Consider the following 26,392-nt stretch of genomic DNA (forward strand, 5'->3'; position numbering starts at 1 on the left):
TCACCCCCGGTTATATTCGTTGAGAAGGCCGGACAGTTTTTTAGCGAAACCGTCATCCATAATGGCTATTGCCACCCTGGCCTCTTTTCCCGTCGCATGTCCGAGATCGTGCCGGTCTCCAAAGACATGCAGCTCAACGTTAAAAGATGCACATTTATCACTTATTTTTTTTGCCGTATTTTTAGAAGCATCGTTCGAAAGAAATACTAACTTCGCTTTTTGACTTCTAATTTCTTTTACGACTAACTCTTCACCTGAAATAGTTTTTCTTGCGCGTGTCGCAAGGCCAAGTAACTGTAAAATTTGCTGCTCTATTGTCATTTTAGTTTTTCTCTCTCAATTATGACGATTAACTCATCATATATTTCATTCGGAATGGAAGCACCTAAATGATTGCCTAGTGAATTTTTCTTTTTAGCCTGATTTACTGCTTCTGTTGTTTTCGAAACGTAAGCCCCTCTTCCTGACTTCTTACCAGTCAGATCAACAGAGACTTCTCCTTCTTTCGAACGAACAATACGAATCATCTCTTTTTTCGAAAACATCTCACCTGTAGCAACACATTTCCGCAAGGGAACCTTTTTTTGAACAGCCATACAAGCTCACCATCCTTGTCTGTATAGTAAACTGTGTTATTTCATAAACTGGATATTATTCTTCGTCTTTATAAAAGTCAAAGTCATCCATTTCTTCTGTTGAACTCTCCATAAATACTTGTGGAGAATTTTCATTCGGATAAATTCCTAATTCTCTAGCATCTGTTTCACTCTTAATATCGATTTTCCAGCCAGTTAGCTTAGCAGCAAGCCTTGCATTTTGACCTCTTTTACCGATTGCAAGAGACAGTTGATAATCAGGTACAACAACTGTAGTAGACTTTTCTTCTTCGTTCACTTGTACATCTAGCACTTTAGAAGGGCTAAGTGCATTTGCAACGAAAACGACTGGATCTTCTGACCATTCTACAATGTCGATTTTTTCTCCACTTAATTCATTCACAATCGTTTGAACACGTGCACCTTTTGCACCGACACATGAACCAACTGGATCAATTTCATCATTATGTGCAAAAACAGAAATTTTCGATCGATCTCCAGCTTCACGAGCAATCGATTTGATCTCAACAATTCCTTCGAAAATCTCTGGAACTTCCATTTCAAATAAACGTCTAAGTAGTCCCGGATGTGTTCTTGATACAAACACTTGTGGTCCACGAGTTGTTCGTTCTACTTTTGTAATGTACACTTTAATACGCTCATGTGGATGGTACGTTTCCGTTTGAATTTGCTCATTCGCAGGAAGTACTGCTTCCACTTTACCTAAGCCTACATATATATTACGTGCATCTAAACGTTCAACGATACCATTTACAATATCATCTTCACGGTCTACATACTCTTCATAAATAAGTCCACGCTCAGCTTCACGCACTCGTTGTGTAACAACTTGCTTCGCTGTTTGTGCAGCAATACGTCCAAAATTACGTGGCGTTACTTCTTCTTCCACAACGTCTGCTAGATCGTAATGTGGATTAATAGCTTTTGCATTTTCTAAAGAAATTTGTAAACGCTCATCTGTTACTTCTTCTACTACATCTTTTCTTGAATAGACAAGCATCGATCCAGTAGCTAAGTTTATATCCACACGAACATTTTGTGCTTGGTTGAAGTTGCGTTTGTAGGCCGTCACTAATGCTGCCTCAATTGCTTCTATTAATACTTCTCTTGAAATTCCTTTTTGTGTTTCGAGCGCCGTTAGCGCATCTAAGAACTCGCTACTCATTGCTATCACTCCTCAATATACATTATGCAGAGAAATCGATTGCTAAACGAGCAAGTGCAATTTTCTCTTTTTCAATTTGAATTTTAAGCCTTCTAGTTTTCACACGTACTTCTATTAAAGCGCCTTCTTCTGCCGAATAGGAAAGAAGTGTTCCTTCAAATTCTTTCGCACCTTTTACTGGTTCATATGTTTTGATATACACAAATTTCCCAATAGCTTTTACGAAGTCCTCTTCTTTTTTCAACGGACGTTCAGCACCTGGAGAAGAAACTTCTAAGAAATAGTTTTCTGAAATTGGGTCTTCAATATCCAACTTCTCACTTAGCTTTTCACTAACTTGAGCACATTGCTCAATATCAATACCACCTGTTTCTGTATCAATATAGATTCTTAAAAACCAATCTTGACCTTCTTTTACATATTCAATTTCTACAAGTTCCAAATGTAACTCTTGTAAAATCGGAGTAACAAGCTCTTCTATTTTACTAGTGATATTACTCATACATGCCTCCTACACAACAATGATTTTCTAAATAACAACAGAAAAGAGCGGGAAATCCCACTCTTTCGTCACAGAACTATGAAACATTGGTAGGTTTATGTTACCATACTAATCACTTTCATGCAAATTGCGTACTAAAAAAGCGAGAGCTGATTAGCATCAGGTAGCCCTTCTAAACATCCCATCGTGTCCATATATTCGATAATTGTTTTCGAAACCTTTCCTCTTTGTTGCAGATCCTCTTTCGATAAAAACTCACCATCAAGTCTTGCCTTCACAATTTGAATAGCTACGTTTGTCCCTAATCCTGGAATCGCATTAAAAGGTGGAATAAGTGTATTTCCTTCTATTTTAAATTCTTTAGAATCTGATTTATATAAATCAACCTTCTGCAACTTAATGCCACGCTCTGACATTTCGAGACCAATTTCTAACACAGTTGCTAAACTTTTCTCTTTCGGCGCCGCATCAAGACCTTTGGCATTTATTTCATCTAATTTTGCTCGCATTGTATGCGAACCATTAACCATTGCCAGCAGATCAAAATCTGATGCCCGAACTGTAAAATAAGCTGCATAATATAGTATTGGGAAATGTACCTTGAAATATGCAATGCGAACTGCCATTAAAACATAAGCAGCTGCATGGGCTTTCGGGAACATATATTTAATCTTTTTACAAGATTCTATATACCAATTCGCTACACCTTTTGCTTTCATTTCCGATTCAAATTCAGGGCTAAGACCTTTCCCTTTACGAACAGACTCCATAATTTTAAATGCTAATGAAGGCTCCAGTCCTTGATAGATTAAATACACCATAATATCATCACGACAACCAATTACATCGGACAATTGACAAGTCCCACCTTGGATAAGCTCTTGCGCATTTCCAAGCCATACGTCCGTTCCATGTGAAAGACCTGAAATTTGAACAAGCTCTGAAAAAGTAGATGGCTTCGTTTCTTCTAACATTTGACGAACAAATCGAGTTCCAAACTCCGGTATGCCAAGCGTTCCTGTTTTACAGTCAATTTGTTCTTCAGTTACTCCAAGCGACTCTGTTCCACTAAATATTTTCATCACTTCTGGATCATCCGTTGGAATTGTTTTAGGATCAATTCCTGATAAATCTTGCAACATACGAATAACAGTTGGATCATCGTGTCCAAGTATATCTAGTTTTAAAAGATTGTCATGGATAGAATGAAAGTCAAAGTGAGTCGTTTTCCATTCAGAATCTTGCGCATCCGCAGGAAACTGAATCGGTGTAAAATCGAATATATCCATATAATCTGGTACTACAATAATTCCGCCTGGATGTTGACCAGTTGTTCGTTTTACTCCAGTACTACCTTGTACTAATCGGTCAATTTCTGCTCCACGCAACGTTAAATTATTATCATTCATATAGCCTCGTACATATCCATAAGCAGTTTTTTCCGCCACTGTACCGATTGTTCCAGCTCGGAACACATTATCTTCTCCAAACAGTTCTTTCGTGTAGTTATGCGCAACTGGCTGATACTCTCCACTAAAGTTCAAGTCAATATCGGGAACTTTATCTCCTTTAAAGCCTAGGAATGTTTCAAACGGAATATCTTGTCCATCTTTCACATAAGGCGTATCACATTTTTCACAGTTTTTATTTGGCAAGTCAAAACCAGAACCTACTGATCCATCTTGGAAAAACTCCGCATGCTGACAGTTTGGACATATATAATGAGGAGGCAATGGGTTTACTTCTGTAATTTCCGTCAATGTCGCAACTAATGAAGAACCAACCGATCCACGAGAACCAACTAAATATCCATCATTCAAAGACTTTTTCACTAATTTATGTGAAATTAAATAAATAACAGCAAATCCATGGCCAATAATCGATGTTAACTCTTTTTCAATACGTGCTTCTACAATTTCAGGTAAAACATCACCATAAATTCGTTTCGCCATCGCATAAGTTAATTCTCGAACTTCTTCATCTGCCCCTTCAATTTTCGGTGTGTACAAATCATCTTTAATCGGCTTTATCTCTTCAATCGAATCCGCAATTTTTTGAGTATTCGTCACAACTATTTCTTTTGCTAGTTCTGCTCCTAAAAACGACAAAGCATCTAGCATTTCATTCGTTGTACGGAAATGTACTTTTGGTAAACCCGCACGATTAAGTGGATTTGCCCCACCTTGAGAGTTGATTAATATTTTCCTGAAAATCGCATCATTCTCATGCAAATAATGTACATTGCCTGTAGCAACAACTGGTAAACCAAGTTTTTTCCCCAGCTTCACCATTTTTCGAATGATGTCTTCTAAGTTCCACTCATCTCGAACAAGCTCCATCTCCAATAAATGCGAATAAACTTCCTTCGGATGAATTTCTAAATAATCATAGAACTTCGCAATTTCTTCCACCTGTTCAAGCGGCTTTTGCATAAGTCCTTCAAATACTTCCCCTTTATCACAGCCCGAGCCAATGATTAACCCTGCTCGATGCTTTTGCAAAGTAGAACGTGTAATTCGCGGCACTCGGTAAAAAGTTGAAATATGAGATAGTGAAACAAGCTTAAATAGATTTTTCAATCCCTCATCATTGACTGCTAAAATTGTACAATGAGATGGTCTTGCTCGTTTATACGAATCCCCTTGCCCAACATGTTTATTGAAATCATCATGGTACTGAATATTTTTTTCTTCCGCTTCTTTCAGCAAATGCATCAATAAGTATCCTGTAGCTTCACAGTCAAAAATAGCTCGATGGGCTTGCGTTAACTCAATATTAAACCTTTTAGCTAACGAGCCCAGTCGATGTGTTTTCAACTCTGGATGCAAGAAACGTGCAAGCTCTAAAGTATCAATCACCGGATGTGAAAAGAAATCAATTCCAGTTCGGCGATATCCTTCATATAAAAAGCCCATATCGAACGATGCATTATGGGCAACAAGTATGCTATCACCAATAAATTCAAAAAAATCTTGGATTACCTGTTCTATTTCTGGTGCATTCTGTACCATATCATCTGTTATACCTGTCAACTCAATCGTCGTCGCAGATAAAGCATGATGAGGATTTACGAAGCGTTCAAATTTTTCTATGACGTTCCCTTGATACATTTTAACCGCTGCAAGTTCAATAATTTTATCGTACGTCGCTGATAAACCAGTTGTCTCCACGTCGAATACAATAAATGTAGCATCTTCTAATAATGTATGTTGCTCTTCAAAAGCAATTGGAACACCGTCATGCACTAGATTTGCTTCTAACCCATATAAAATCTTTATACCATTCTTTTTCCCTGCCGCATATGCTTCTGGAAACGACTGAAGATTTGCATGATCCGTTATTGCAATTGCTTTGTGTCCCCATTTTGCAGCTTGTGCAACTAAAGAAGAAACCGATGATACTGCATCCATTTGACTCATCGGCGTATGTAAATGCAATTCAACACGCTTTTCATCCGCGTTAGCTGTATCTACTCGAGAGGTGGAACTAATCTCACACATATCCTGTGCCATAATGATCAGATCTCTCACAAATGTATCATTCTGAACCGACCCTCTTACTTTTAACCACATGCCTTTTTTCAATCGTTCCATCATTTGTGCGTCTTCTTTATCACGTGAGAACATTTTCACTAAAATAGAATCTGTGTAATCCGTTATTTTTACAGTAAGCAATGAACGCCCACTTCGAAGTTCTTTTACTTCCACATCAAATACAAAGCCTTCAATCGTTACACGGCGCTCTTCATCTTGAATTTGACGAATTTCAAGTATCGGCTCATCTTTTTTAAGAGGTGTTCCTAACTGGAATGGCCCATCTGCATCTTGATCTCCGCCACTCGATTGACGATCTTGTTCTCTCTTTTGTAAGTCTTCTAATGCTTTTTTTCCGAGCTCTTCCTCTTCTAATCTTCTTTGTTCTAAAAACGCCATTTGCGCGTCTGCTATTGCTTGTGTATCTTCTACTAACCGAAAATCAACAGCCATTTTAGGGAATCCAAAGCTCATATACGTAGAAGACAATTGTTCTACATATTTCTTCTTAAACGTCAAAAGCTCTAGCTCTTGTCCACATGTAAGTTGAATCATTTGTCCATTCCACTCTGGCTCTTGTTGTAGTAGTCTGTCCCTAAGCGGCGGCGACATGTCGCTTAATTCATTAATAACGCTTTGCCAATATTGTTTTATATGCATTTCAGAAGCAATGGAACTCTCACACTCTATTGTTAGTTGCACTGCGGCAATTCCAGTAAACTTTTCTGCTAAGCGTTTGCGAAAAATAGTGTATATTTCAAACGGAAGAATTTCCTTACATTGAATTTGAAAATGCCATTGTCTAATTTTTTTATGTACGGTAAATCTTGATATGGAGGCATTGTCGAAATGCTTAACAAATTGATCTTCGGTTAAATCAAGCTGTTGCAGCAATATATGCATTCTTGTTTTGCCATCTTGCATCATGATGAATCCCCCTTTTTAACTTTGTACAGAAAAGAAAGGAAAGTTCATCAATGCGAACTTTCCTGTCTTGTATAGGTATTCTTTAGAAATGCGTAAGCGCCTATGTCTGCCCCGACAGGCAAATGGGGAAAAGCGAGGAGGCAGTTCCTCAGCCACCGCAGCTTTTTCACATTTGACCCCGAGGGGCTAGGCGCTGAAGCTAGACAGTTAATAAGTAAAAAAGTTTATACTATCTTAGCTGCTTAGAAAAAGAACCGCTGTATATCATTCCATGTCACGACAACCATTAAGCCCATCAGAAGCATAATACCTACAAAATGGACCATACCTTCTTTTTGCTTATCAATTGGTTTCCCGCGAACTGCCTCAAAAAAGAAGAATAATAATCGACCACCATCTAATGCTGGTAGTGGCAATAAATTCATAATCCCTAAGTTAATACTTAAAATAGCTGCCCAATGCATTAAATTGAAAACTCCTGCCTGCGCAACTACACCCGTTGCTTGGTAAATACCTACAGGGCCTGATAAATCATCAATCGAAAATTGACCAGTAATTAAATTACCGAGCATAGTGAAAATATTTTTTGTCCACTCATACGTTTGCTGTCCACCAAAAACAACAGCTTTAAGCGCATTTTTTTCAAGTGGGCTAGTATATTGTACGCCGATTTGACCAACTTTTTCTTTTCCAGCAACCACTTCATTTGGAGTCATTGCAACATCAAATGTTTCACCATTACGCTCTATAGTAAAGTCCATTTTTTCATTTGGATTAGCTTTAATCGTATCTGATAGCTCCTGCCATGAAACGACTGGATTTCCATTAATTTTAGTTACTAAGTCTCCATCTTTCATGCCAGCTGACTGTGCTGGACTATCAGGTAAAACAGTTGTAATAACCGGTTCATACGTCGGAACCCCTTGAAATAAACCTAATGCTAAAAAGATGAAAAATGAAAATATAAAATTGAAAAGTGGACCTGCAACTATAGCCATTGATCGCTGCCCAACTGTTTTAGATCCGAATTGGCGATCATATGGTGCTATGAACGATTCTTGTCCATTTACATTGAGAATCGTATTTCGAGCAACTTTATATCGTACTAAACGCTCTTCTTCGTCGTACCCTTCGATAAACATTTCTTTCATCAAATCCGATTTTTCTACTTCTAGAAAAAGCATGTCCGGAAATTGTTTGTTTTGATTTAACACAATATAATCAATTTCGTTTGCATCGTTCACACGAATACCCAAACGGTAACCAGGTTGAAGCTCTGTCGAATCTAAATCTTCTCCCGCCATTCGAACATATCCACCTAACGGCAATAATCGAATCGTATAAAGCGTTTCACCTTTTGTCATACCAAATACTTTAGGACCGAATCCAATCGCAAACTCGCGCACCATAATTCCTGCTTTTTTCGCAAAAATAAAATGCCCTAGTTCATGAAAAAAAACAATACTACCAAAAATTATTATAAACGCAATGGCCGTTTCCATTATACCCCACCTTTTTTTCAAACAGCTTGTCTACATTATCTCTTCATTTTAACATGTTTTGGACTGCTTTTCTCGTTTCAGCATCGACATGCAAAATCGTCTCTAAATCGGGACTTGAAATGTTCACATGCACATCCATTGCACGCTCAATTAGTTCATCAATCGTTAAAAAGCTAATCTTTTCTTCCAAAAATAGTGCAACAGCTGCTTCGTTTGCTGCATTTAAAACCGTCGTCATCGTTCCACCAGCACGACCTGCATCAATTGCAAGCTTTAATGCATGGTATCTTTTATAGTCCATTTCTTCAAAATGCAACTTCCCAATTTCCGCTAAATTTAATCGTTTAGCATTTGGACGCTCGAAACGATTTGGATAAGATAATGCATACTGAATTGGCACTCGCATATCAGGCGTTCCTAATTGCGCAATAACGCTCGTGTCATGAAATTCTATCATAGAGTGAATAATACTCTCTCTATGCAATAAAACCTCAATATCGTCATAAGAAGTGTTAAATAATACATGTGCTTCAATAACTTCCAGACCTTTATTCATCATTGTTGCAGAATCAATCGTGATCTTCGCACCCATTGACCAGTTTGGATGATTTAAAGCATCTTTCACAGTTACACCTTTTAACTCTTCTCTCGTACGATCACGGAAACTTCCACCTGATGCAGTAATAATCAACTTCGAAATTTCTGATTTCTTTTCCCCATTCATTGCTTGAAAAAGTGCAGAGTGCTCACTATCAACAGGTAAAATTGGGACATTATGCTCTTTTGCTGCTTGCATTACAAGATGCCCTGCCGTTACAAGCGTTTCTTTATTTGCAATGGCGATTGTAATGCCTTTCTTAATAGCTTCGAGTGTCGGCCTTAGTCCTACACTGCCAAGCACAGCATTTACTAGTACATCTGCATTTGTATGAGCTGCAACTTGAAACAAGCCTTCTTCTCCAAAAAATACTTGTACTTTTGGGAAATCTGCTTGTAATTGTCGTGCATCTTCTTCTAAAAAGACCGAAACAACTTCCACCGTAAACTCACTCAAAATTTTTCGTGTTTCTGTAATATTCCTACCCGCTGAAAAAGCAACTAACTGAAATTGATTTGGATGCTCTTTTATTATATCCAATGTTTGAATCCCAATAGAACCTGTTGCTCCTAATAAACTTATTCTCTTTGTCATGAAAAAATGTCGTCTCCTTAAACAAAATGTAAAAAGTGTAATAATGGAATGACAAAAAGAAGGCTGTCAAAACGATCTAAAATCCCACCATGTCCTGGTAATAACTTACCAGAATCTTTTACATTATAATGTCGTTTAATTGCTGATTCTACTAAATCACCTAACTGTCCAAAAATAGATGCGGCAATTGTAATTCCGATTAATACTAAATACGAAGAACTGAATGGACTTATCCATTGAATGATGAAAGCTGTTATAAGCGCCCACACAATTCCACCAGCAAATCCTTCGATTGTTTTATTTGGTGATATTTCTGGCCATAATTTACGTTTTCCAAATCTTCTTCCAGTAAAATACGCACCAGAGTCAGTAGTCCAAACTACTAACAATGCAAAAATGACATACGTTAAACCTATGCTTCTTGTTTCGATAAAATAGTAAAATCCAATACCAACATACAATGTAGCAAATAGCGTAAAAGCAGCATCATCAAATGTAAAATGATTTTTTACTAATACGGTATAAATCAGCAAAACAAAAGCAGCTACGAAGAGCCATTCCAATTTCGAATGTCCTGTTGCATTCAATAAATCATTAGAAATTGAAGAAGGAAGTAATAATAAATATAAAAGCAGTAAAGAAATTAGTCCTGCAGGTGAAACTAGTTTTATCCCTTTCATTCTTAATAGCTCAAATAATCCAATTGTCGCCATTGCGTATATAAGTATATTGAAAATAAGCCCGCCGTATAAAACGATCGGAACAAAGAATGCAGCAGCAACTGCACCCGTAATGATACGTTGTTTCACTTAACTTCTTCCCCCTTAAGTCCACCGTACCTTCTATTTCTTTTTTGATAGCTTTCAATAGCTTCCATCAAACAAGCTTCGTCAAAATCAGGCCATAATGTATCTGTAAACCATAGCTCTGTGTAGGCAAGTTGCCACAGCATGAAATTACTTAAACGAACTTCTCCACTTGTACGAATTAGAAGATCTGGTTCTGGTAGTCCTTTTGTCATTAAATAATCATTAAGAAGTTCTTCAGAAATCGTATCTGCTGATCGTGTTCCATTTTTTACTTCACAAGCTATTTGTTGCACAGCTTGAACTATTTCATCTCTACTTCCGTAATTCAAAGCAAAGTTCAATATTAATCCATCATTAGCTGCTGTTTTTTCCATTGCATTCACGACAGCTTTTTTTGTATGTGCAGGTAAAGAATCCAAGTTTCCCATCATCTTCACTTGAACATTTTGCTCTATTAACTCTGGCAAGTACGTTCCTAAAAACTCTTCTGGTAATCTCATTAAAAATTCTACTTCTAATTTCGGCCTTTTCCAGTTTTCTGTGGAAAATGCATACAAAGTTAACGCTTTTATACCAACTTCATTTGCAAATCGAGTAATTTTCTTTACTGTCATCATTCCCTCATGATGTCCAGCTATGCGAGGAAGAGCTCGTTTTTTTGCCCATCTTCCATTACCATCCATAATAATTGCAATATGATTTGGCAATTGTTCTTGTTGAGCTAATTTTTTTCTATCATATAAATTCGTACTTATCGTTTGTTGCTTTCTACGAATAAGTTTTTTTAGCATACTGAATCCTCCACTTTAAACCAACTCGGAACATATATATCTTATCATATCAAATAACTTCTTATTTTACTTCAATGAAATTAAGAAAAGCTGAGCAAAAAGAGAACAGGTCCAGTTTCGAAGAGTAACCGTTGATTTCCTCTTGGAACGTAATTCACTCTCTACACTTATTTGCTTTCTTAATTCATAAAAAAATAAAAAGACGTCCTGCTAAAAGGACGCCTCTCCGATATGAAAAGTTCAAAGGTTAAGATTAAACTTCCATAATTTCTTTCTCTTTGTCTTTCGTAATTGCATCGACTTTTTCAATATGAGTGTCAGTAAGTTTTTGGATATCTTCCGAATAACTTCTTAAATCGTCTTCTGTAATAGCTCCAGATTTCTCCAACTTTTTAAGATCATCGTTTCCATCACGTCGAACATTACGAATATTAATCTTCGCTTCTTCGCCTTCTTTTTTCACTTGTTTTACAAGCTCTTTTCGACGTTCTTCCGTTAATGCTGGAATAGCAATACGAATTAGTGAACCGTCATTAGTTGGAGTAATTCCTAAATCCGACTTCATAATCGCTTTTTCGATATCACCAAGAATCGTTTTGTCGTAAGGTTGAATCGTGATTAAACGTGCTTCTGGTGTCGCAATTCCAGCCATTTGACTGATTGGAGTAGGCGCACCATAATACTCAACAGAAATTTTGTCTAGCAAAGATGCACTAGCGCGACCAGCACGAATCGTAGAAAGTTCTCTACTATACGCATTAATCGTTTTCGTCATTTTGTCTTTTGTTTGCTCAATTACTTGTTTTGGCATTATGAATTCCTCCTAACGACTGTACCAATATTTTCACCTAGAACAGCCCTTTTAATATTTCCTTTTTCCATTATTGAGAATACAATAAGTGCAATGTCATTGTCCATACATAAAGTAGATGCAGTAGAATCCATTACTTGCAACCCTTGTTGAATTACTTCAATAAATGAAAGTTCTTCGTATTTAACTGCTGTACTATCCAGTTTTGGATCCGCAGAATATACGCCATCTACATTATTTTTAGCCATTAAAATAACATCTGCTTCAATTTCAGCAGCTCTAAGTGCTGCAGTTGTATCAGTAGAGAAGTATGGATTTCCTGTACCAGCTGCAAAAATAACAACACGTTTCTTTTCTAAATGGCGTATCGCCTTTCTACGTATGTATGGTTCTGCAACTTGGCGCATTTCGATAGAGGTTTGGACGCGCGTTTCAATACCGGATTTTTCAAGAGAATCTTGTAGTGCTAGAGAATTCATAACTGTAGCAAGCATACCCATATAATCAGCAGTTGCACGGTCCATGCCCATTTCACTACCAACTTTACCTCGCCAGATATTTCCTCCACCAACTACTACTGCTACTTCTACACCGAGCTCTACTACTTCTTTCACTTGTTCTGCTACAGATTTAATAATCTCTGGTGATAGCCCGAAACCTTGTTCTCCTGCTAATGCCTCGCCACTTATTTTAAGGACGATTCTTTTGTATTGTGCTTTGCTCATAAGTATCCTCCATCTCTTTTTTCTTGAAAAATAGGGAACACAAATTACGTGCCCCCTAGTTGTTTTAATTATTTTATTTATTGGTTACCTTTAACCTGGCTCATTACTTCTTCAGCGAAGTTGTCTTCACGTTTTTCGATACCTTCACCAACAGCGTAGCGAGTGAATGATTTTAAAGTACCGCCTACTGATTCAACAAATACACGTACTTTTTGGTCTGGATTTTTAACGAAAGATTGGTCTAAAAGACAAATATCTTCGAAATACTTCCCAAGACGACCTTCTACCATTTTAGCAACGATATTTTCAGGTTTTCCTTCGTTTAACGCTTGCTCTGTTAATACTTTACGCTCATGTTCAACTTCGTCAGCTGATACTTGGTCACGTGAAATGTAAGCAGGGTTTAAAGCTGCAATATGCATTGCAACGTCTTTCGCTGCTTGTGCATCAGTAGAACCTTCAAGAACTGTAAGAACACCAATACGTCCACCCATATGTAAGTATGGACCAAATGCATCCGCATCTGTTTTTGTTTCAATAACAAAACGACGAAGTGTAATTTTTTCTCCGATTTTTGCAACAGCGTTAGAAATAGCATTTTCTACTGTTACTCCTTCTTCGATAGTAGAAGCTAATGCAGCTTCAACCGAAGCTGGCTCAGTAGCTAATAAATGATTTGCTACTTGTAGAACTAATTGTTGGAACGCTTCGTTTTTAGCAACGAAATCTGTTTCAGCATTCATTTCTAATAGTACTGCTTTGTTTCCTTCAACTTGGATGAATGTAGTACCTTCAGCAGCAATACGATCTGCTTTTTTAGCAGCAGAAGAAAGACCTTTTTCACGTAAGAAGTCGATTGCAGCTTCTAAATTACCGTCAGTTTCTACTAATGCTTTTTTACAGTCCATCATACCTGCGCCTGTTTTTTCACGCAATTCTTTTACCATTTGTGCAGTGATTGCCATTTATAATTCCTCCTAGGTCGTCTAAATTCTTTTTCTCAAAAAAAGGTGATAAGTGGTTTGACCCCTTATCACCTGTTACATACTTGTGTCTTACTCAGCAGCAACTTCAGCAGAAGTTACTTCTTCGTCTTCACCTTGTCTTGCTTCAAGTAATGCATCCGCCATTTTAGCTGTTAATAGTTTAACCGCACGAATTGCATCATCATTTGCAGGAATTACATAGTCGATTTCATCTGGATCACAGTTTGTATCAACGATTCCTACTAATGGAATGTTTAATTTGCGAGCTTCTGCAACTGCAATACGCTCTTTACGTGGATCAACAACAAACATTACATCCGGAACAGCTTTCATATCACGGATACCGCCTAAGAATTTAACAAGACGCTCATGTTGTTTTTTAAGTTGAACAACTTCTTTTTTAGGAAGTACTTCAAAAGTACCGTCTTCTTCCATTTTTTCAATTGCTTTTAGACGAGCTACACGTTTTTGAATAGTACCGAAGTTTGTTAAAGTACCACCTAACCAACGTTGGTTAATGTAGTAGTTACCTGAACGTTCAGCTTCATCTTTAATTGCTTCTTGCGCTTGTTTTTTAGTTCCAACGAATAGAACTTTCCCACCGTCTTGACCAACTTGACGCATGAAATCGTATGCTTCTTCTAATTTTTTCACCGTTTTTTGTAAATCGATGATGTAGATACCGTTACGTTCCACGAAGATATATTTCTTCATTTTTGGGTTCCAACGGCGAGTTTGGTGACCGAAGTGTACACCAGCCTCTAGTAATTGTTTCATTGAGATTACTGACATGTTTGTTTCCTCCTGATTTGGTTTAGTCTTCCGCATTCATCATTTGTCTTTAGCTACCCAAAATGAGCACCTGCTAAATCCATCCGAAATACGTGTTTATTCATACCGTATTGTAATATAACATACTTTTTCTATATGCACAACTATTTTTCTTTAAATTTTAAGAAAAGGTCTACTTCTGTCTTCCCAATTTGCAAAAGCTTCGCAATTTCCTCTACACTTTTACCTTCTTCGTCAAAATAAAGTACTTTTTCTTTCATCGTAACTGGCTCTTTTTTTTCTTTCAGTGTAACTGCTTTTGAATAACTGCTCGCAGCAAGTTGTTTGGAAACAAATGTTTTTGGAATTTCAAATACAGGCGATTCTTTTGCAACAGGCAATTCGTTCACTTTTTCTTCTATTGTCGCTGCTACAAAGGATTTTTCCGTATTTTTCAATTCTTGTAAAAGGCGATTATTTTCGTCTTTTATTTCCGCAATATACGCACTAAACGAATCGTCGATTTCCGCTAAAACTTGTTCTTGTTTTTTTTCCACCTCTTTGAGCTTACCTAATTTTGTAAATAACAACGCAACTAAATAAAAACTAATTAACTGAAGTAAAAATAAGATAACTAATATAATAGATACCATAACTGCCCCTAACCACTAAAATCTACAAAGTTCCCTTTAAAGGGATGCTTCGTATTTTTCTTTTCTTGTTCTTTTTTTTCACGTTTTTTTCTTTCTTGTTCTGCACTAGATTCGCCTTTATCATCTAAACTTGCTTCTGCAGTTTCTTCTGGTTGCAAAACAGTTTCTCGATTTTTTTCTAACTGCCTTTCAGAAGCAGCCTGCGCATTCGCTTGGTTAACCGCACTTTGCTGTTGCAGTTGATCGGCGACTTTACCAGCATCAAATGTTTTCGGTATAGCAATTTGGAGTTCTATGGCTTTTAAACTCATCTAATATGCCTCCTTATGATTATACGTTCATCATTTCATTCATTAATGATTTTCTAAGCTTAAATAAGGCTTTTGAGTGTATTTGTGAAATTCTTGATGTCGATAATCCTAACATTTCACCGATAACCGTCAACGTCAGTTCTTCTGTATAAAAAAGGCTTAATACTAGTTGCTCATTTTCATTAAGATGTTGAATTTGTCCTACTAGATCCTGCAGTAATTCTTGCTTTAGCATTTGTTTTTCAGGCGTTTTTTGAGTATCATCTCGAATCACAAATGATTTACTTTCCATTTCTTCATTGTCCTGAAGTTGTTCATCAATCGATAAAACATTAGAGAAAAAATGTTCTTGTACAGTTTGATAGACATCTTCTACAGGCAAATCGACAAATTTCGCAATTTCTTCAGGAGTAGCATGTCTCATAAGCCTTTGTTCTAGTTCTTCGATTTTAGCTTCTAGTTTTTTCGATTTCTCACGGGAAGATCTTGGAAGCCAATCTTCTTTCCGTAGCCCATCAATAATGGCTCCTCGTACTCGAAATGAAGCATATGTATCGAATTTGAGATCTCTCGAGTAGTCAAACTTATTGATTGCATCGAATAAGCCCATCATTCCCAAACTTTTTAACTCATCTCTCGATATATTTTTGGGAATTCCTGCTCCAATACGTTGTACATGATATGTAACAAGGGGTGTATATTGACGAACAAGTAAATCTCCCGCTTCTGGATCTTTGCATTCTGCCCATTTTTTCCAAAGAAGCTCTTCCTCAGTCGAATGTTGTTTAGCCATAAGTATCCCCTCTCCGAATAGGCTTTTAATATATCTATTATATCAAATTTGTACATAAAAAGGGGAGCCGAATTACAATTCGACTTCCCTTATTCCTCATCTTCATTCAACATAGATTTTACAGCATCTGCGTATTGTTCAGATGAAGGTGCTTGTTGTTCAGTTGTTTTTATTTCATCTGTCAGTACCGCTTCTTCTACTACTTCCGATTGCTCTATAAAAAATGCAATAATCGCTCGGATTAAAAATGTTAGAAAAAATAAGAATACGGCCGCAATAGTGGCGCCGGTTAATATTTTAGTAGCATTTAAAAATGGAAAAGATGAAAAGAAGTATATACTAAATCCAAAAAGAGCTCCCCAAAAGTTCGAAAGAATTGTACCTGCCATTAGATATCCCTCACTCCTTGGTTCACAGTACGTATATTTAGCATGCCAGTAGCTGGATTAAATTCGATCGTCCTACCACTGCTACCACCCGTATCTTCTGAGACGATTGGTATAGAAAACTTTTTTAAATACTCTTTTACTGCCTCTACATTTCTAGGGCCAATTCTCATCGTATCTCTACCTGATGAAAACTGGAACATTTGAGCTCCACCAGCAATTTTCGCACGTAATTTGAAAGGTTGAATACCTTCAAGTTTTAATTGCTCAATCATTGCTGGAATTCCTGTATCAGCAAATTTTGCGATATTTATGCTTTCTGATCTTCCAAGACTCGAATCTGGCAGCATAACATGAATCATTCCTGCAATTTTTGATCGTTCATCGTAAAGAACAACACCAACACATGAGCCCAGACCAGAGGTACGAATTGTATTAGGAGTTTTTGCAATGTTCATATCTGCAATTCCCACTTTAACTACTTGTCCTTGTCCTAACATATTACTGTACCCCTAATGCTTGGAATATTGCCTCAAAGGATTCTGGATCTGGCAATAAAAAGAAATGTCCTTTTACACTTTCTGAATTAGGAACATCTTCTTCATTAATCGCGGTATCAATTACAATGACATAGTCACTTATATGAGAAACTTCCACTAATCCAAAACTAATAATCGCGCCAACCATATCTATGCTTAATGCAGGAACAGTTGGATATATTTTCATACGAGTAAAATCAGACAGCGCAGATAAATAAGAGCCAGATAAAATATTCCCAAGCTCTTGCATCGCAGAAGCTCCCATTTCTGAAACAGCTCCTGTTTGAAAGTCGAAACTATCGTCTTGAATTAATCGACGAATAAAACGGTTTGCTTGTTCTATCGGTAATACGAAAAACATACTTCCTGTTACTTCGCCTTCAATTCGAAGGTATATTCCTGCAACAACATTTTCCGCTCCCCCTGCTAAGTCCATCATGTCATCGAAAGACACCATTTCTACTTTAGGAACTCTCATATCTATTTTTTTATTTAGAAGAGTGGATAGGGCAGTGGCAGCATGTGCTGCCCCGATATTTCCTATCTCTTTTAAAACGTCTAAATGCATAGAAGTTATCTTTTTTTCATACATAACTTACACACCTGACTTTATTGGATTTAAAACCAAATCTAAGTGAAGAAGTATTAACAAACGACGATCTATTTTCGCCACACCATTGATAAAATCTTGCTCTAAACCACCCACTACTTCTGGTTGTGGTTCAATTGCATCCATTGGGATATCAAGAACATCATTCGCAGAGTCTACAATAACCCCAACTTCCATGTCTTCTAAGCTAATAATGATAATACGAGAATTATCATTTATTTCACTTTCAGCAAGACCGAATCGATTTTTTAAATCGATAATTGGAATAACTACCCCTCTTAAATTAATGACACCTTTCACATATGAAGGAGTTTTCGGCACTCGTGTAATATGGATTAGCTTTTCAATTGCCTTTACTTGGTTTACAGGAATAACATATTCCTTATCTAATAATTGAAAAACAACTACCTTTAAGTTTTGTACATCTACAGCTTCTGTCATAAATTACGCATCCTTTCTAAGAGCTCTCTCTTATTTTATCAATGCATTGCAGTCAACGATTAGAGCTACTTTACCGTTTCCTAAAATAGTTGCTCCAGATATTGCAAATACACTTGCTAAGTACGATCCTAATGATTTTAATACGATTTCCTGTTGTCCGATGAATGAATCTACTACTAGTCCAGCAAGTTTTTCTCCCTTACGAACAAGTACAACAGAGTAAAACTCTTCTTCATTCGTTTCTCTAGGCACTTCAAAAACATCCTCTAAAAATACAAGTGGTACAACTTTTCCACGGAAGTCGATGACTCTTTGGTTATGTGCATTCAAAATATCCGAAGATTTAATAATAGCTGTTTCAATAATAGACGACAGTGGAACTGCATAGACTTCTTTCTCTAATTCTACTAACATAACCGAAATAATCGATAGTGTTAATGGAAGTTGGATGGAGAATTTAGAACCCTTTCCTTCTGTTGACGTAATATCAATACTTCCACCAAGAGATTCTATTGTTGTTTTCACAACATCTAAACCAACACCACGTCCTGACACGTCAGAAATGACATCTGCAGTCGAAAAACCAGATGATAGAATAAATTCTGCTACTTGATTATCTGTTAATGTCGCTGCTGCACTTTCACTTACAAGGCCTTTTGAAATAGCTTTTTTCAGTACTTTTTGACGATTTACACCTGCTCCATCATCTTCAATTTCTATAAAGACGTGGTTTCCACTATGATATGCGCTTAGTACAACAGTTCCTTCTTCAGGTTTACCGTTAGCTTTTCGAATCTCAGGACTTTCAATACCATGATCCATTGAGTTGCGAATAAGATGGACAAGAGGATCTCCAATTTCATCAATTACGGTACGATCTAGCTCTGTATCAGCACCAATTACTTCTAAGTTCACTTTTTTATTTAGATCTCTTGCTAATTGCCTAACCATACGTGGGAAACGATTGAAAACAGTTTCTACCGGAACCATACGCATAGTTAAGATAATATTTTGAAGATCCCCTGAAATACGAGACATGCGCTCTACTGTTTCATCTAACTCGACATGATTCAATTCTTCTGAAATCGTTTGAAGACGTCCTCGGTCAATTACAAGCTCTTCAAATAAGTTCATCAATATATCTAAACGTTCAATATTTACACGAATTGTTTTATTGCCAGCAGCAACTTGAGTTTTATTAGAAGTTTGTTTTTCACTATCATCAGGTTTTGCTTCTACTATGCTTGTTTCAGCTTCTTCTACTTGCTTGTCAGCTGCTGGGATTACCACTACTGGAGTTGTTTCTTCATTATGACGCTGCTTCAGCTGCTCAATTGTTACAGAGTTAACTAACACTTCCGTAACTTCTGATACTTTCATCAGTTTCTTTTGAACATCTTCTTTTGGCTCAGATGTTACTACAGCAACATAAAATACCTCGTCGAATTGCTCATCTTCTAGCTTTTCAACTGATGGAGAAGATTTCACTACATCTCCTATTTTTTCAAGTATTTCAAAAACCATATATACACGAGCCGCTTTTAGTAAGCAGTCTTCACGAAGCTTTACAGAAATTTCGTATGTGTTAAAATCTTGCTCAAATGATTGCTGAATGACTGTTAATTCATAATCATCATATGAAAGCCAGTTTTGCTGAGTGTCTTCACCCGCAACATTTTCATCAACCGCTACCGTGGTTGCCGCTACAGGTACTTCTCCACCAGTCTCGATTAAATGCAATTTTTGAACTGTATCTGCTACATCCATTTTACCTTTTCCACCAGCTGCAATGTCTAGTACCATCGCTTCTAGTTGATCCACAGCAATGAATACTACATCTAACAATTCTGGCGTAACATGTAATTTACTATTTCTTATTTCATCTAGTACATTTTCCATTTTATGCGTTAAATTTGCAATGTCCTCGTAACCCATTGTTGCAGACATTCCTTTTAATGTATGTGCAGAACGGAAAACCTCGTTCACAATCGCAAGATTAGATGGATTTTTTTCTAATTCTAATAAATGCTCATTACATGCTTGTAAATGTTCCTTACTTTCTTCGATAAACATCTCTAAATATTGATTTGTATCCATGAATTAACACCCCTCTAAGACAAGTATTGTATTATTGTTCTCGCGATATTTTCTACATCGGCTACATTGTCCACTAAATTAGTTTCGACAGCAGCTTTTGGCATTCCATATACGATGCATGTATTGGCAGATTCTGCAATAGCCACTACATTTCCATGTTGCTTTAGCTCTTTTAAACCTTTTGCACCGTCTGATCCCATACCAGTCATAATGACGGCAATCTTATCGAAATCATTGTATTTACTATTATCTTCAAATAAGACGTCCACTGCTGGCCTATGCCCTGCCCTTGGTGGCTCCTTATTGTCTAAAACGATTGAATACGTGCTTCCAACTTTAGCTATTCGAAGATGGTATCCTCCTGGAGCGATATACGCATGTCCATCACGAAGAATATCACCATTTTCCGCTTCTTTTACTTCTATTTCAGACAGTTGATTTAAACGATCTGCTAAAGACTTTGTAAATCCAGCAGGCATATGTTGCACGATGAGTACTGGGGCTTTCAAATCTTTTGGCAGTTTAGTAATCACTTCTTGAAGCGCTCTAGGACCACCAGTCGACGTTCCGATTAATACCATTTTTTTTGTAGCTTTATTCCAATTTTGCACTTTGTTGGTACGAGGGATAATCGTGTCTACTACTTTTTTCTCAATTGGCACAATAGGTTGTTTTATAGTCCTATTCTCAGTTGGCTTTTTTAGTTTTGCAATAGAGACATTTGCTGCACTTTCAATTTTCTCTACTAATTCTTCTTTAATTTTATGTAAATCTAAAGAAATAGTTCCACTTGGTTTAGCAACAAAATCTACAGCTCCATATTCCATCGCCAGAAGCGTACTTTCCGTGCCTCTTTGCGTCACACTAGACAGCATTACAACCGCTACTGGGCTTTGTTCCATAATTCTCTTAAGTGCTTCAATCCCATTCATTTCTGGCATTTCAACATCCATTGTAACCACGTCAGGTTGAAGTGTTTTTATCTTCTCAATGGCGTCTTTTCCATTACGAGCAGTACCTACCACTTCTATTTTACTGCTGTCATTAAAAAAATCAGATATTAGCTTTCGCATAAAAGCCGAATCGTCTACAATCAATAATTTTTTCTTTTGTAGTAATTCCACCAGTTCACACCCTTCCTGAAAAAATACTTTTCAATCGTGATATAAATTTATTTTGCTTAGGTACACTTTCTTCTTCCAACTCAAAATCAGAAAACCTACTGACAACATTTTTTAGTTTTCTTGTTATTTCTGCATTCGGATAGAGAATTGAAAATGGTACTTGCTCTTTTACGGATTTTCGAACAACAGAATCTTCTGGTAACGATCCAAGAACGACAATTTCTTTCGATAAGAACTTAGCCATTGCAAGCTTCAATCTTGCAGTTGTTTCTGTTCCTTCTTCTTCTGTGAAAGCTCTATTGCAAAGCAAGAAAAAGTTTTTATCGGGATCTTTATAATAAATAAATTTCATCATCGAGTATGCATCCGTTATAGAAGTCGGCTCAGCAGTTGTTATCACTATTATATCATCTACGGAAACTAATAAATCTAATGTTTGGCTAGTTGCTCCTGCACCCATATCAAAAACGATATAATCATAGTTTTGCTGCAAATACTCAAATGCTTCTATGAGACGTCTGAACATATCCTCTGTCCATTCAATAACACCAGATAATCCAGATCCTCCAGAAATATATTGAAGATTTTCCGGACCATCAAACATAACTTCCTCAATTGTTTTATCGCCAACTAAGTAATCTTTTAAATTAGTTGGTACAGATTTCCCTAACAATATATGAATATTTCCCATTCCAAGGTCCATATCGATCAAAACAACTTTTTTTCCAATTGAACTTAATGTCGTTGTAAAGTTCATAGAAAAATTACTTTTACCTACTCCACCTTTTCCACTAACTACCGCGATTGAACGACCCAATTTATTTTGGCTCTTCAGCATTCGAATTCGTAATTCTTCAGCTTGATCTCTCATAACGAATCCCCTTTAATAATAAATTGAGTAATTCATTTGGATTAGCTTCAACTATATCTTCAGGGACTTCTTGACCATCTGTGTAGTAAGCAAGTCCCTTCTTATATTTAACCATTAAATTAATAATAGAGCCAATAGAATTTGTTTCATCTATTTTAGTAAAAATAAATTTCTCAATCGGGAACTCTTTAAATTGTTCAATAATGACTTCCATATCTTTTTGTTTAGATGTAGTCGATAGCACTAGAAAGGTTTCTGTATTCGCTTCAAAATCGATGAGCTTTTTTAAGTCTTCTACAAACTTAAATTCTTTATAATTGCGACCAGCAGTATCAATAAATACAACATCCAAAGTCGCAAACTTTTCCATCGCTACTTTTAAATCCGCTTCATTATAAACAATTTCAATCGGTGCTTGTAACAAACCAGCATACGTTTTTAGTTGTTCAATTGCAGCAATTCTGTATGTATCCGCTGTAATGAAACCTACTTTTTTCTTTTTTTCTAACACAGCACGTGCGGCCATTTTAGCTATTGTTGTCGTTTTTCCAACTCCAGTTGGTCCAAGCACATTAACATACTTTTTGGAGTAAGATAATCCGCCAAATGGAAAATCGCTTAATACGGAAGTAATATACTTTTCCGTAATTTGTAGTTGATCTTCCAATAAAATTTCTCCATTATTACTTTTCATATGCACAAAAAGCTCATCACTAACTGGTGTGATAAGCTCTTCTGCTAACTCATGATCGCGAAGATGGTGGATAAGAGCGTCAAACTCTTCTGGGTAATGTTCTGCCATCTGGGGACGTTGAATCGATTTGACCATATGTTTTAAATCTTCTAGCTCTCGTTTAAGCTCTACTGACATCGTATCCTTTTGTTCAAATTGAATAGAAGGCTTTTCCACTAGCTCAGCTGGTCTATCTATCGTATCCATACCAGCAAGTACTTCTATTGATTTTTTTTTGAACATTCCTAAAAAACCTTTCGAATACACTACTTTGGAATTCAAAATAACCGCGTCATCGCCTAATTCTTTTCGAATTAACTTCATTGCTTCAGGCATTGTACTTGCAGAATATTTTTTCATTTTCACTCTATATTCACCACCCCAACACTTTGTACCTCAATTGATGACTCTAGTTCATTGTAAGAAAGAATCGGAACTTGAGGGAAATATCGCTCTGTCATTTGACGCAAATACATACGAACGGCCGGTGAGCATAAAATAATTGGTGATTGCTCCATTAATGAAGCACGTTCAATTTCTTTTGCCATTGATTCCAAAATTGCTTGTGATTCATTTGGATCAATGGATAAGTAGTTACCATGCTCGGTTTGTTGTATGCTATCAGCAATTAATTTTTCCACTCGACCAGAAACTGTTAATACTTTTAATACAGGGCTGTTTCCAGCATATTGTGAAGTAATTTGTTTTGCTAAAGATTGTCTCGCATATTCTGTTAAGACATCCACATCAGAAGTCATTTTTGAATAGTCTGCTAACGTTTCAAAAATGATTGGCAAGTTGCGAATAGAAACATGTTCTTTCAATAAATTGCTTAATACTTTTTGAATTTCTCCTACCGTTAGAGGTGTTGGAGTTAGTTCATCCACAAGGATTGGATACGTTTCACGAATATGATCGATCAACTGTTTCGTTTCCTGACGCCCTAATAATTCAGCAGCATTATTTCTAATAATCTCCGTCATATGTGTAGACACAACGCTAGGTGGATCAACTACAGTATACCCAAGAATTTCTGCTTCTTCTTTGACAGATTCCGTAATCCATTTCGCCGGTAAACCAAATGACGGTTCTACTGTATCAATTCCATCAATAGAATCATCGTCCCCCGGACTCATTGCTAAGTAGTGATCAAGTAAGAGTTCTCCTCTTGCCATCTCATTTCCTTTAATTTTGATACGGTATTCATTCGGTTGAAGTTGAATATTATCTCGAATTCTTACTACTGGAATAACTACTCCAAGCTCCAAAGCAAGCTGACGACGAATCATTACTACGCGATCGAGTAAATCTCCACCTTGTCCTGCATCTACTAAAGGAATAAGTCCATATCCGAATTCGAATTCGATAGGATCAACATTTAATAGATTTATAACATTTTCAGGGCTCTTCATATTATCAGTCGTAACTTCTTCTTCGTACTCTTCCACTTCGTATGGGTCCTCTTTCGCTGCTCTACTCATCATATAAGCACCTATTGATAATGCAATAGCTATAGGGAATGTGAATATAACACCAATTGGAGTAACTATTCCTAGTAAAGCAATAGTTGCTGCTGCAACGTAAAGTAATTTTGGTTGAGATAATAACTGGCCTGAAATATCACTTCCAAGATTCCCTTCAGATGCCGCTCTCGTTACAACGATACCTGTTGCTGTTGATATTAATAAAGCCGGAATTTGAGATACAAGTCCATCCCCTACCGTTAATGTAGAAAATAGCACTGCTGCTTCCCCAAAAGGAAGACCCAATTGAACGACCCCAATAATCATACCGACAAGAAGGTTAATAATTACGATAATAATACCAGCAATGGCATCTCCTTTTACGAACTTAGTAGCACCATCCATCGCTCCGTAAAAGTCAGCTTCTCCACTAACTTTCGCTCGTCTTTCTCTTGCATCCTTTTCGGAAATCATTCCGGCATTTAAGTCGGCATCAATACTCATTTGCTTCCCTGGCATCGCATCTAATGTAAATCTAGCTGCAACTTCAGATACACGTTCTGCCCCTTTTGTAATTACGATAAATTGAATAATTACTAGAATGGCAAACACTACCAAACCAACGAGTACATTTCCTCCAGTTACAAACGTACCAAATGTATGTACAACCGTCCCAGCATCTCCTTCTGACAAAATTGCTCTTGTTGTAGAGACGTTCAAACCTAATCGAAACAAAGTAACGATTAGTAGTAAAGGAGGGAAAACAGAGAATTCAAGTGCCTCTTTCATACTCATAGCGGTCATTAATATTAACAACGCAATCGTTATATTAACAATAATTAAAAAACTTATTAACCAGTGTGGAAGAGGTATTACTAGCATCGCCACAATAGAAATTACAGCTGCTAATACGGTTATATCGCGGACTTGCATATACTTCCACCTCATTCTTTGCATTTAAATTTTTTGTTTAATACGGTAAACATACGCAAGTACTTCTGCAACTGCTTTGAAAAATTCATCCGGTATTTTTTGACCTATTTCGACTTGATCATACATAGTTCGAGCTAGTGGTCGGTTTTCTACCATAACGACATCATTTTCTTTTGCAATTAGTTTTATCTTTTGTGCGACAAAATCTGCACCTTTTGCAACAACAGTCGGAGCATCCATTGATTCATCATCGTATTTAAGTGCAATGGCGAAATGGGTTGGATTCGTGATAACCACATCTGCTGTAGGAATTTCTTGCATCATCCGACGCATAGCCATTTCTCTTTGTCTTTGCCTAATGCGAGATTTAATAATTGGATCTCCGTCTGAGTTTTTATGTTCATCTTTAATGTCTTGTTTCGACATTTTCAGATTTTTTTCATAGTCAAAACGCTGATAAAAATAATCCAATATTGATACAAATAACAATACAAATGAAGCAGCAATTCCCATCATCGCTGTCAGCCAGCCTACTGTTGAAAGAATATCCCAAGGTGTTTTAAAAGATAAAGAAAGCACCTTTTCTAAATTTGTCCAAAGGATAAGCGTTGTAACAGAGCCAATGAATGATATTTTTAAAACGGACTTTATAAGCTCAATAATTGCTTTCAATGAAAAAAGTCTCTTCAACCCTTTAATCGGATCAATTTTTTTCAAGTCAAACTTTAAAGGCTCCGTTGTAAACAGCAGTCCAAATTGAAAATAGTTAGCCGCTACTGCAGCTACTACTGCTACTAGCATTATTGGCAATAAAATTGTAGCCATTTGCATAAGTAAATTCGTATAAATCTCAATTGCAGTTTCAATTGTTATTACGTCAATTAGCATATATTTCGTAAACGTTTCAGTAAAGAAAGCAAATATACCTGTTCGTAAAAAACCCGAGAAAAAAAATAAAAACATGAATACGGAAAGTAAAACAATTGCACTTGTAACATCCGCACTTTTTAATACCTGCCCTTTTTTTCGGGAGTCTTGCCTTTTCTTAGGCGTGGCTTTTTCTGTCTTTTCTCCTGCGAAGAACTGTAAATCTAATCGGAGTTGCAT

At 36.8% G+C, this 26,392-nt stretch carries 26 protein-coding genes; all 26 read right to left on the reverse strand.

The genetic code is table 11. The annotated features are described in order from the left end of the window. The 26 genes from RUH95_RS02455 to flhB all read right to left on the reverse strand — a co-directional run bounded on the left by RUH95_RS02455 (position 1) and on the right by flhB (position 26,392). Positions 1-321: a YlxQ family RNA-binding protein gene (locus RUH95_RS02455; protein WP_313891226.1), complete on the reverse strand. Its 321-nt coding sequence runs from the start codon at positions 319-321 to the stop codon at positions 1-3. Then, the gene (gene rnpM, locus RUH95_RS02460; protein ID WP_313891227.1) at positions 318-596 is read right to left on the reverse strand and encodes an RNase P modulator RnpM; all 279 of its coding nucleotides are present in this window, start codon (positions 594-596) and stop codon (positions 318-320) included. Before rnpM ends, RUH95_RS02455 begins: the two co-directional genes overlap by 4 nt. A gap of 55 nt (positions 597-651) precedes the next feature. Continuing rightward, on the reverse strand, positions 652-1,782 hold the full coding sequence (gene nusA, locus RUH95_RS02465; RefSeq protein ID WP_313891228.1) for a transcription termination factor NusA: 1,131 nt from the start codon (positions 1,780-1,782) through the stop codon (positions 652-654). A 22-nt stretch (positions 1,783-1,804) separates the two neighbouring features. Then, the gene (gene rimP / locus RUH95_RS02470) at positions 1,805-2,284 is read right to left on the reverse strand and encodes a ribosome maturation factor RimP (protein ID WP_313891229.1); all 480 of its coding nucleotides are present in this window, start codon (positions 2,282-2,284) and stop codon (positions 1,805-1,807) included. 134 nt (positions 2,285-2,418) lie between these two features. Continuing rightward, on the reverse strand, positions 2,419-6,744 hold the full coding sequence (locus RUH95_RS02475) for a PolC-type DNA polymerase III (protein ID WP_313891230.1): 4,326 nt from the start codon (positions 6,742-6,744) through the stop codon (positions 2,419-2,421). A gap of 242 nt (positions 6,745-6,986) precedes the next feature. Further along, on the reverse strand, positions 6,987-8,246 hold the full coding sequence (rseP, locus tag RUH95_RS02480; protein ID WP_313891231.1) for an RIP metalloprotease RseP: 1,260 nt from the start codon (positions 8,244-8,246) through the stop codon (positions 6,987-6,989). A 43-nt stretch (positions 8,247-8,289) separates the two neighbouring features. Then, positions 8,290-9,438 (reverse strand): 1-deoxy-D-xylulose-5-phosphate reductoisomerase, encoded by a 1,149-nt coding sequence (gene dxr / locus RUH95_RS02485; RefSeq protein ID WP_313891232.1) that lies wholly within the window; start codon positions 9,436-9,438, stop codon positions 8,290-8,292. Between the two features lie 17 nt (positions 9,439-9,455). Beyond that, complete coding sequence (locus RUH95_RS02490) at positions 9,456-10,247, reverse strand: phosphatidate cytidylyltransferase (RefSeq protein WP_313891233.1); 792 nt, start codon at positions 10,245-10,247, stop codon at positions 9,456-9,458. Next, positions 10,244-11,038, reverse strand: a complete 795-nt coding sequence (locus RUH95_RS02495) for an undecaprenyl pyrophosphate synthase (RefSeq protein WP_313891234.1) — start codon at positions 11,036-11,038, stop codon at positions 10,244-10,246. The genes RUH95_RS02490 and RUH95_RS02495 overlap by 4 nt, the downstream gene beginning before the upstream one ends. Before the next feature lie 253 nt (positions 11,039-11,291). After that, positions 11,292-11,849 carry a ribosome recycling factor gene (frr, locus tag RUH95_RS02500; protein ID WP_313891235.1) on the reverse strand — a complete coding sequence of 186 codons (558 nt, stop codon included), beginning with the start codon at positions 11,847-11,849 and terminating at the stop codon, positions 11,292-11,294. Then, positions 11,849-12,574: a UMP kinase gene (gene pyrH / locus RUH95_RS02505; protein WP_313891236.1), complete on the reverse strand. Its 726-nt coding sequence runs from the start codon at positions 12,572-12,574 to the stop codon at positions 11,849-11,851. The genes frr and pyrH overlap by 1 nt, the downstream gene beginning before the upstream one ends. 77 nt (positions 12,575-12,651) lie before the next feature. After that, a complete protein-coding gene (tsf, locus tag RUH95_RS02510; RefSeq protein WP_313891237.1) occupies positions 12,652-13,539 on the reverse strand; it encodes a translation elongation factor Ts in 888 nt (295 codons plus the stop codon). Positions 13,540-13,629: 90 nt separating this feature from the next. Then, complete coding sequence (rpsB, locus tag RUH95_RS02515; protein ID WP_313891238.1) at positions 13,630-14,352, reverse strand: 30S ribosomal protein S2; 723 nt, start codon at positions 14,350-14,352, stop codon at positions 13,630-13,632. A gap of 143 nt (positions 14,353-14,495) precedes the next feature. Beyond that, a complete protein-coding gene (locus tag RUH95_RS02520; protein WP_313891239.1) occupies positions 14,496-14,984 on the reverse strand; it encodes a DUF6115 domain-containing protein in 489 nt (162 codons plus the stop codon). Between the two features lie 8 nt (positions 14,985-14,992). Then, positions 14,993-15,295 (reverse strand): RNA polymerase subunit sigma, encoded by a 303-nt coding sequence (locus RUH95_RS02525; RefSeq protein WP_313891240.1) that lies wholly within the window; start codon positions 15,293-15,295, stop codon positions 14,993-14,995. A 19-nt stretch (positions 15,296-15,314) separates the two neighbouring features. After that, complete coding sequence (locus RUH95_RS02530; RefSeq protein WP_313891241.1) at positions 15,315-16,088, reverse strand: FliA/WhiG family RNA polymerase sigma factor; 774 nt, start codon at positions 16,086-16,088, stop codon at positions 15,315-15,317. Between the two features lie 89 nt (positions 16,089-16,177). Then, positions 16,178-16,477 (reverse strand): hypothetical protein, encoded by a 300-nt coding sequence (locus RUH95_RS02535; RefSeq protein ID WP_313891242.1) that lies wholly within the window; start codon positions 16,475-16,477, stop codon positions 16,178-16,180. Next, complete coding sequence (locus RUH95_RS02540) at positions 16,477-16,974, reverse strand: chemotaxis protein CheD (RefSeq protein ID WP_313891243.1); 498 nt, start codon at positions 16,972-16,974, stop codon at positions 16,477-16,479. Before RUH95_RS02540 ends, RUH95_RS02535 begins: the two co-directional genes overlap by 1 nt. 1 nt (position 16,975) lies before the next feature. After that, positions 16,976-17,605: a chemotaxis protein CheC gene (locus RUH95_RS02545; RefSeq protein ID WP_313891244.1), complete on the reverse strand. Its 630-nt coding sequence runs from the start codon at positions 17,603-17,605 to the stop codon at positions 16,976-16,978. 3 nt (positions 17,606-17,608) lie between these two features. Further along, a complete protein-coding gene (locus RUH95_RS02550; protein ID WP_313891245.1) occupies positions 17,609-18,064 on the reverse strand; it encodes a chemotaxis protein CheW in 456 nt (151 codons plus the stop codon). 30 nt (positions 18,065-18,094) lie between these two features. Then, the gene (locus RUH95_RS02555; protein WP_313891246.1) at positions 18,095-20,161 is read right to left on the reverse strand and encodes a chemotaxis protein CheW; all 2,067 of its coding nucleotides are present in this window, start codon (positions 20,159-20,161) and stop codon (positions 18,095-18,097) included. Positions 20,162-20,175: 14 nt separating this feature from the next. After that, the gene (locus tag RUH95_RS02560; RefSeq protein ID WP_397469475.1) at positions 20,176-21,234 is read right to left on the reverse strand and encodes a protein-glutamate methylesterase/protein-glutamine glutaminase; all 1,059 of its coding nucleotides are present in this window, start codon (positions 21,232-21,234) and stop codon (positions 20,176-20,178) included. Positions 21,235-21,289: 55 nt separating this feature from the next. After that, positions 21,290-22,156, reverse strand: coding sequence for a MinD/ParA family protein (locus RUH95_RS02565; protein WP_313891248.1), 867 nt, complete (start codon positions 22,154-22,156; stop codon positions 21,290-21,292). Further along, positions 22,140-23,255, reverse strand: a complete 1,116-nt coding sequence (gene flhF, locus RUH95_RS02570; RefSeq protein ID WP_313891249.1) for a flagellar biosynthesis GTPase FlhF — start codon at positions 23,253-23,255, stop codon at positions 22,140-22,142. The genes RUH95_RS02565 and flhF overlap by 17 nt, the downstream gene beginning before the upstream one ends. Further along, complete coding sequence (gene flhA, locus RUH95_RS02575; protein ID WP_313891250.1) at positions 23,252-25,285, reverse strand: flagellar biosynthesis protein FlhA; 2,034 nt, start codon at positions 25,283-25,285, stop codon at positions 23,252-23,254. Before flhA ends, flhF begins: the two co-directional genes overlap by 4 nt. A gap of 24 nt (positions 25,286-25,309) precedes the next feature. Further along, entirely contained in the window at positions 25,310-26,392 is a 1,083-nt protein-coding gene (flhB, locus tag RUH95_RS02580; protein ID WP_313891251.1) for a flagellar biosynthesis protein FlhB, read from the reverse strand.

The sequence above is a fragment of the Psychrobacillus sp. genome (assembly GCF_032154225.1).
Lineage (GTDB): Bacteria > Bacillota > Bacilli > Bacillales_A > Planococcaceae > Psychrobacillus.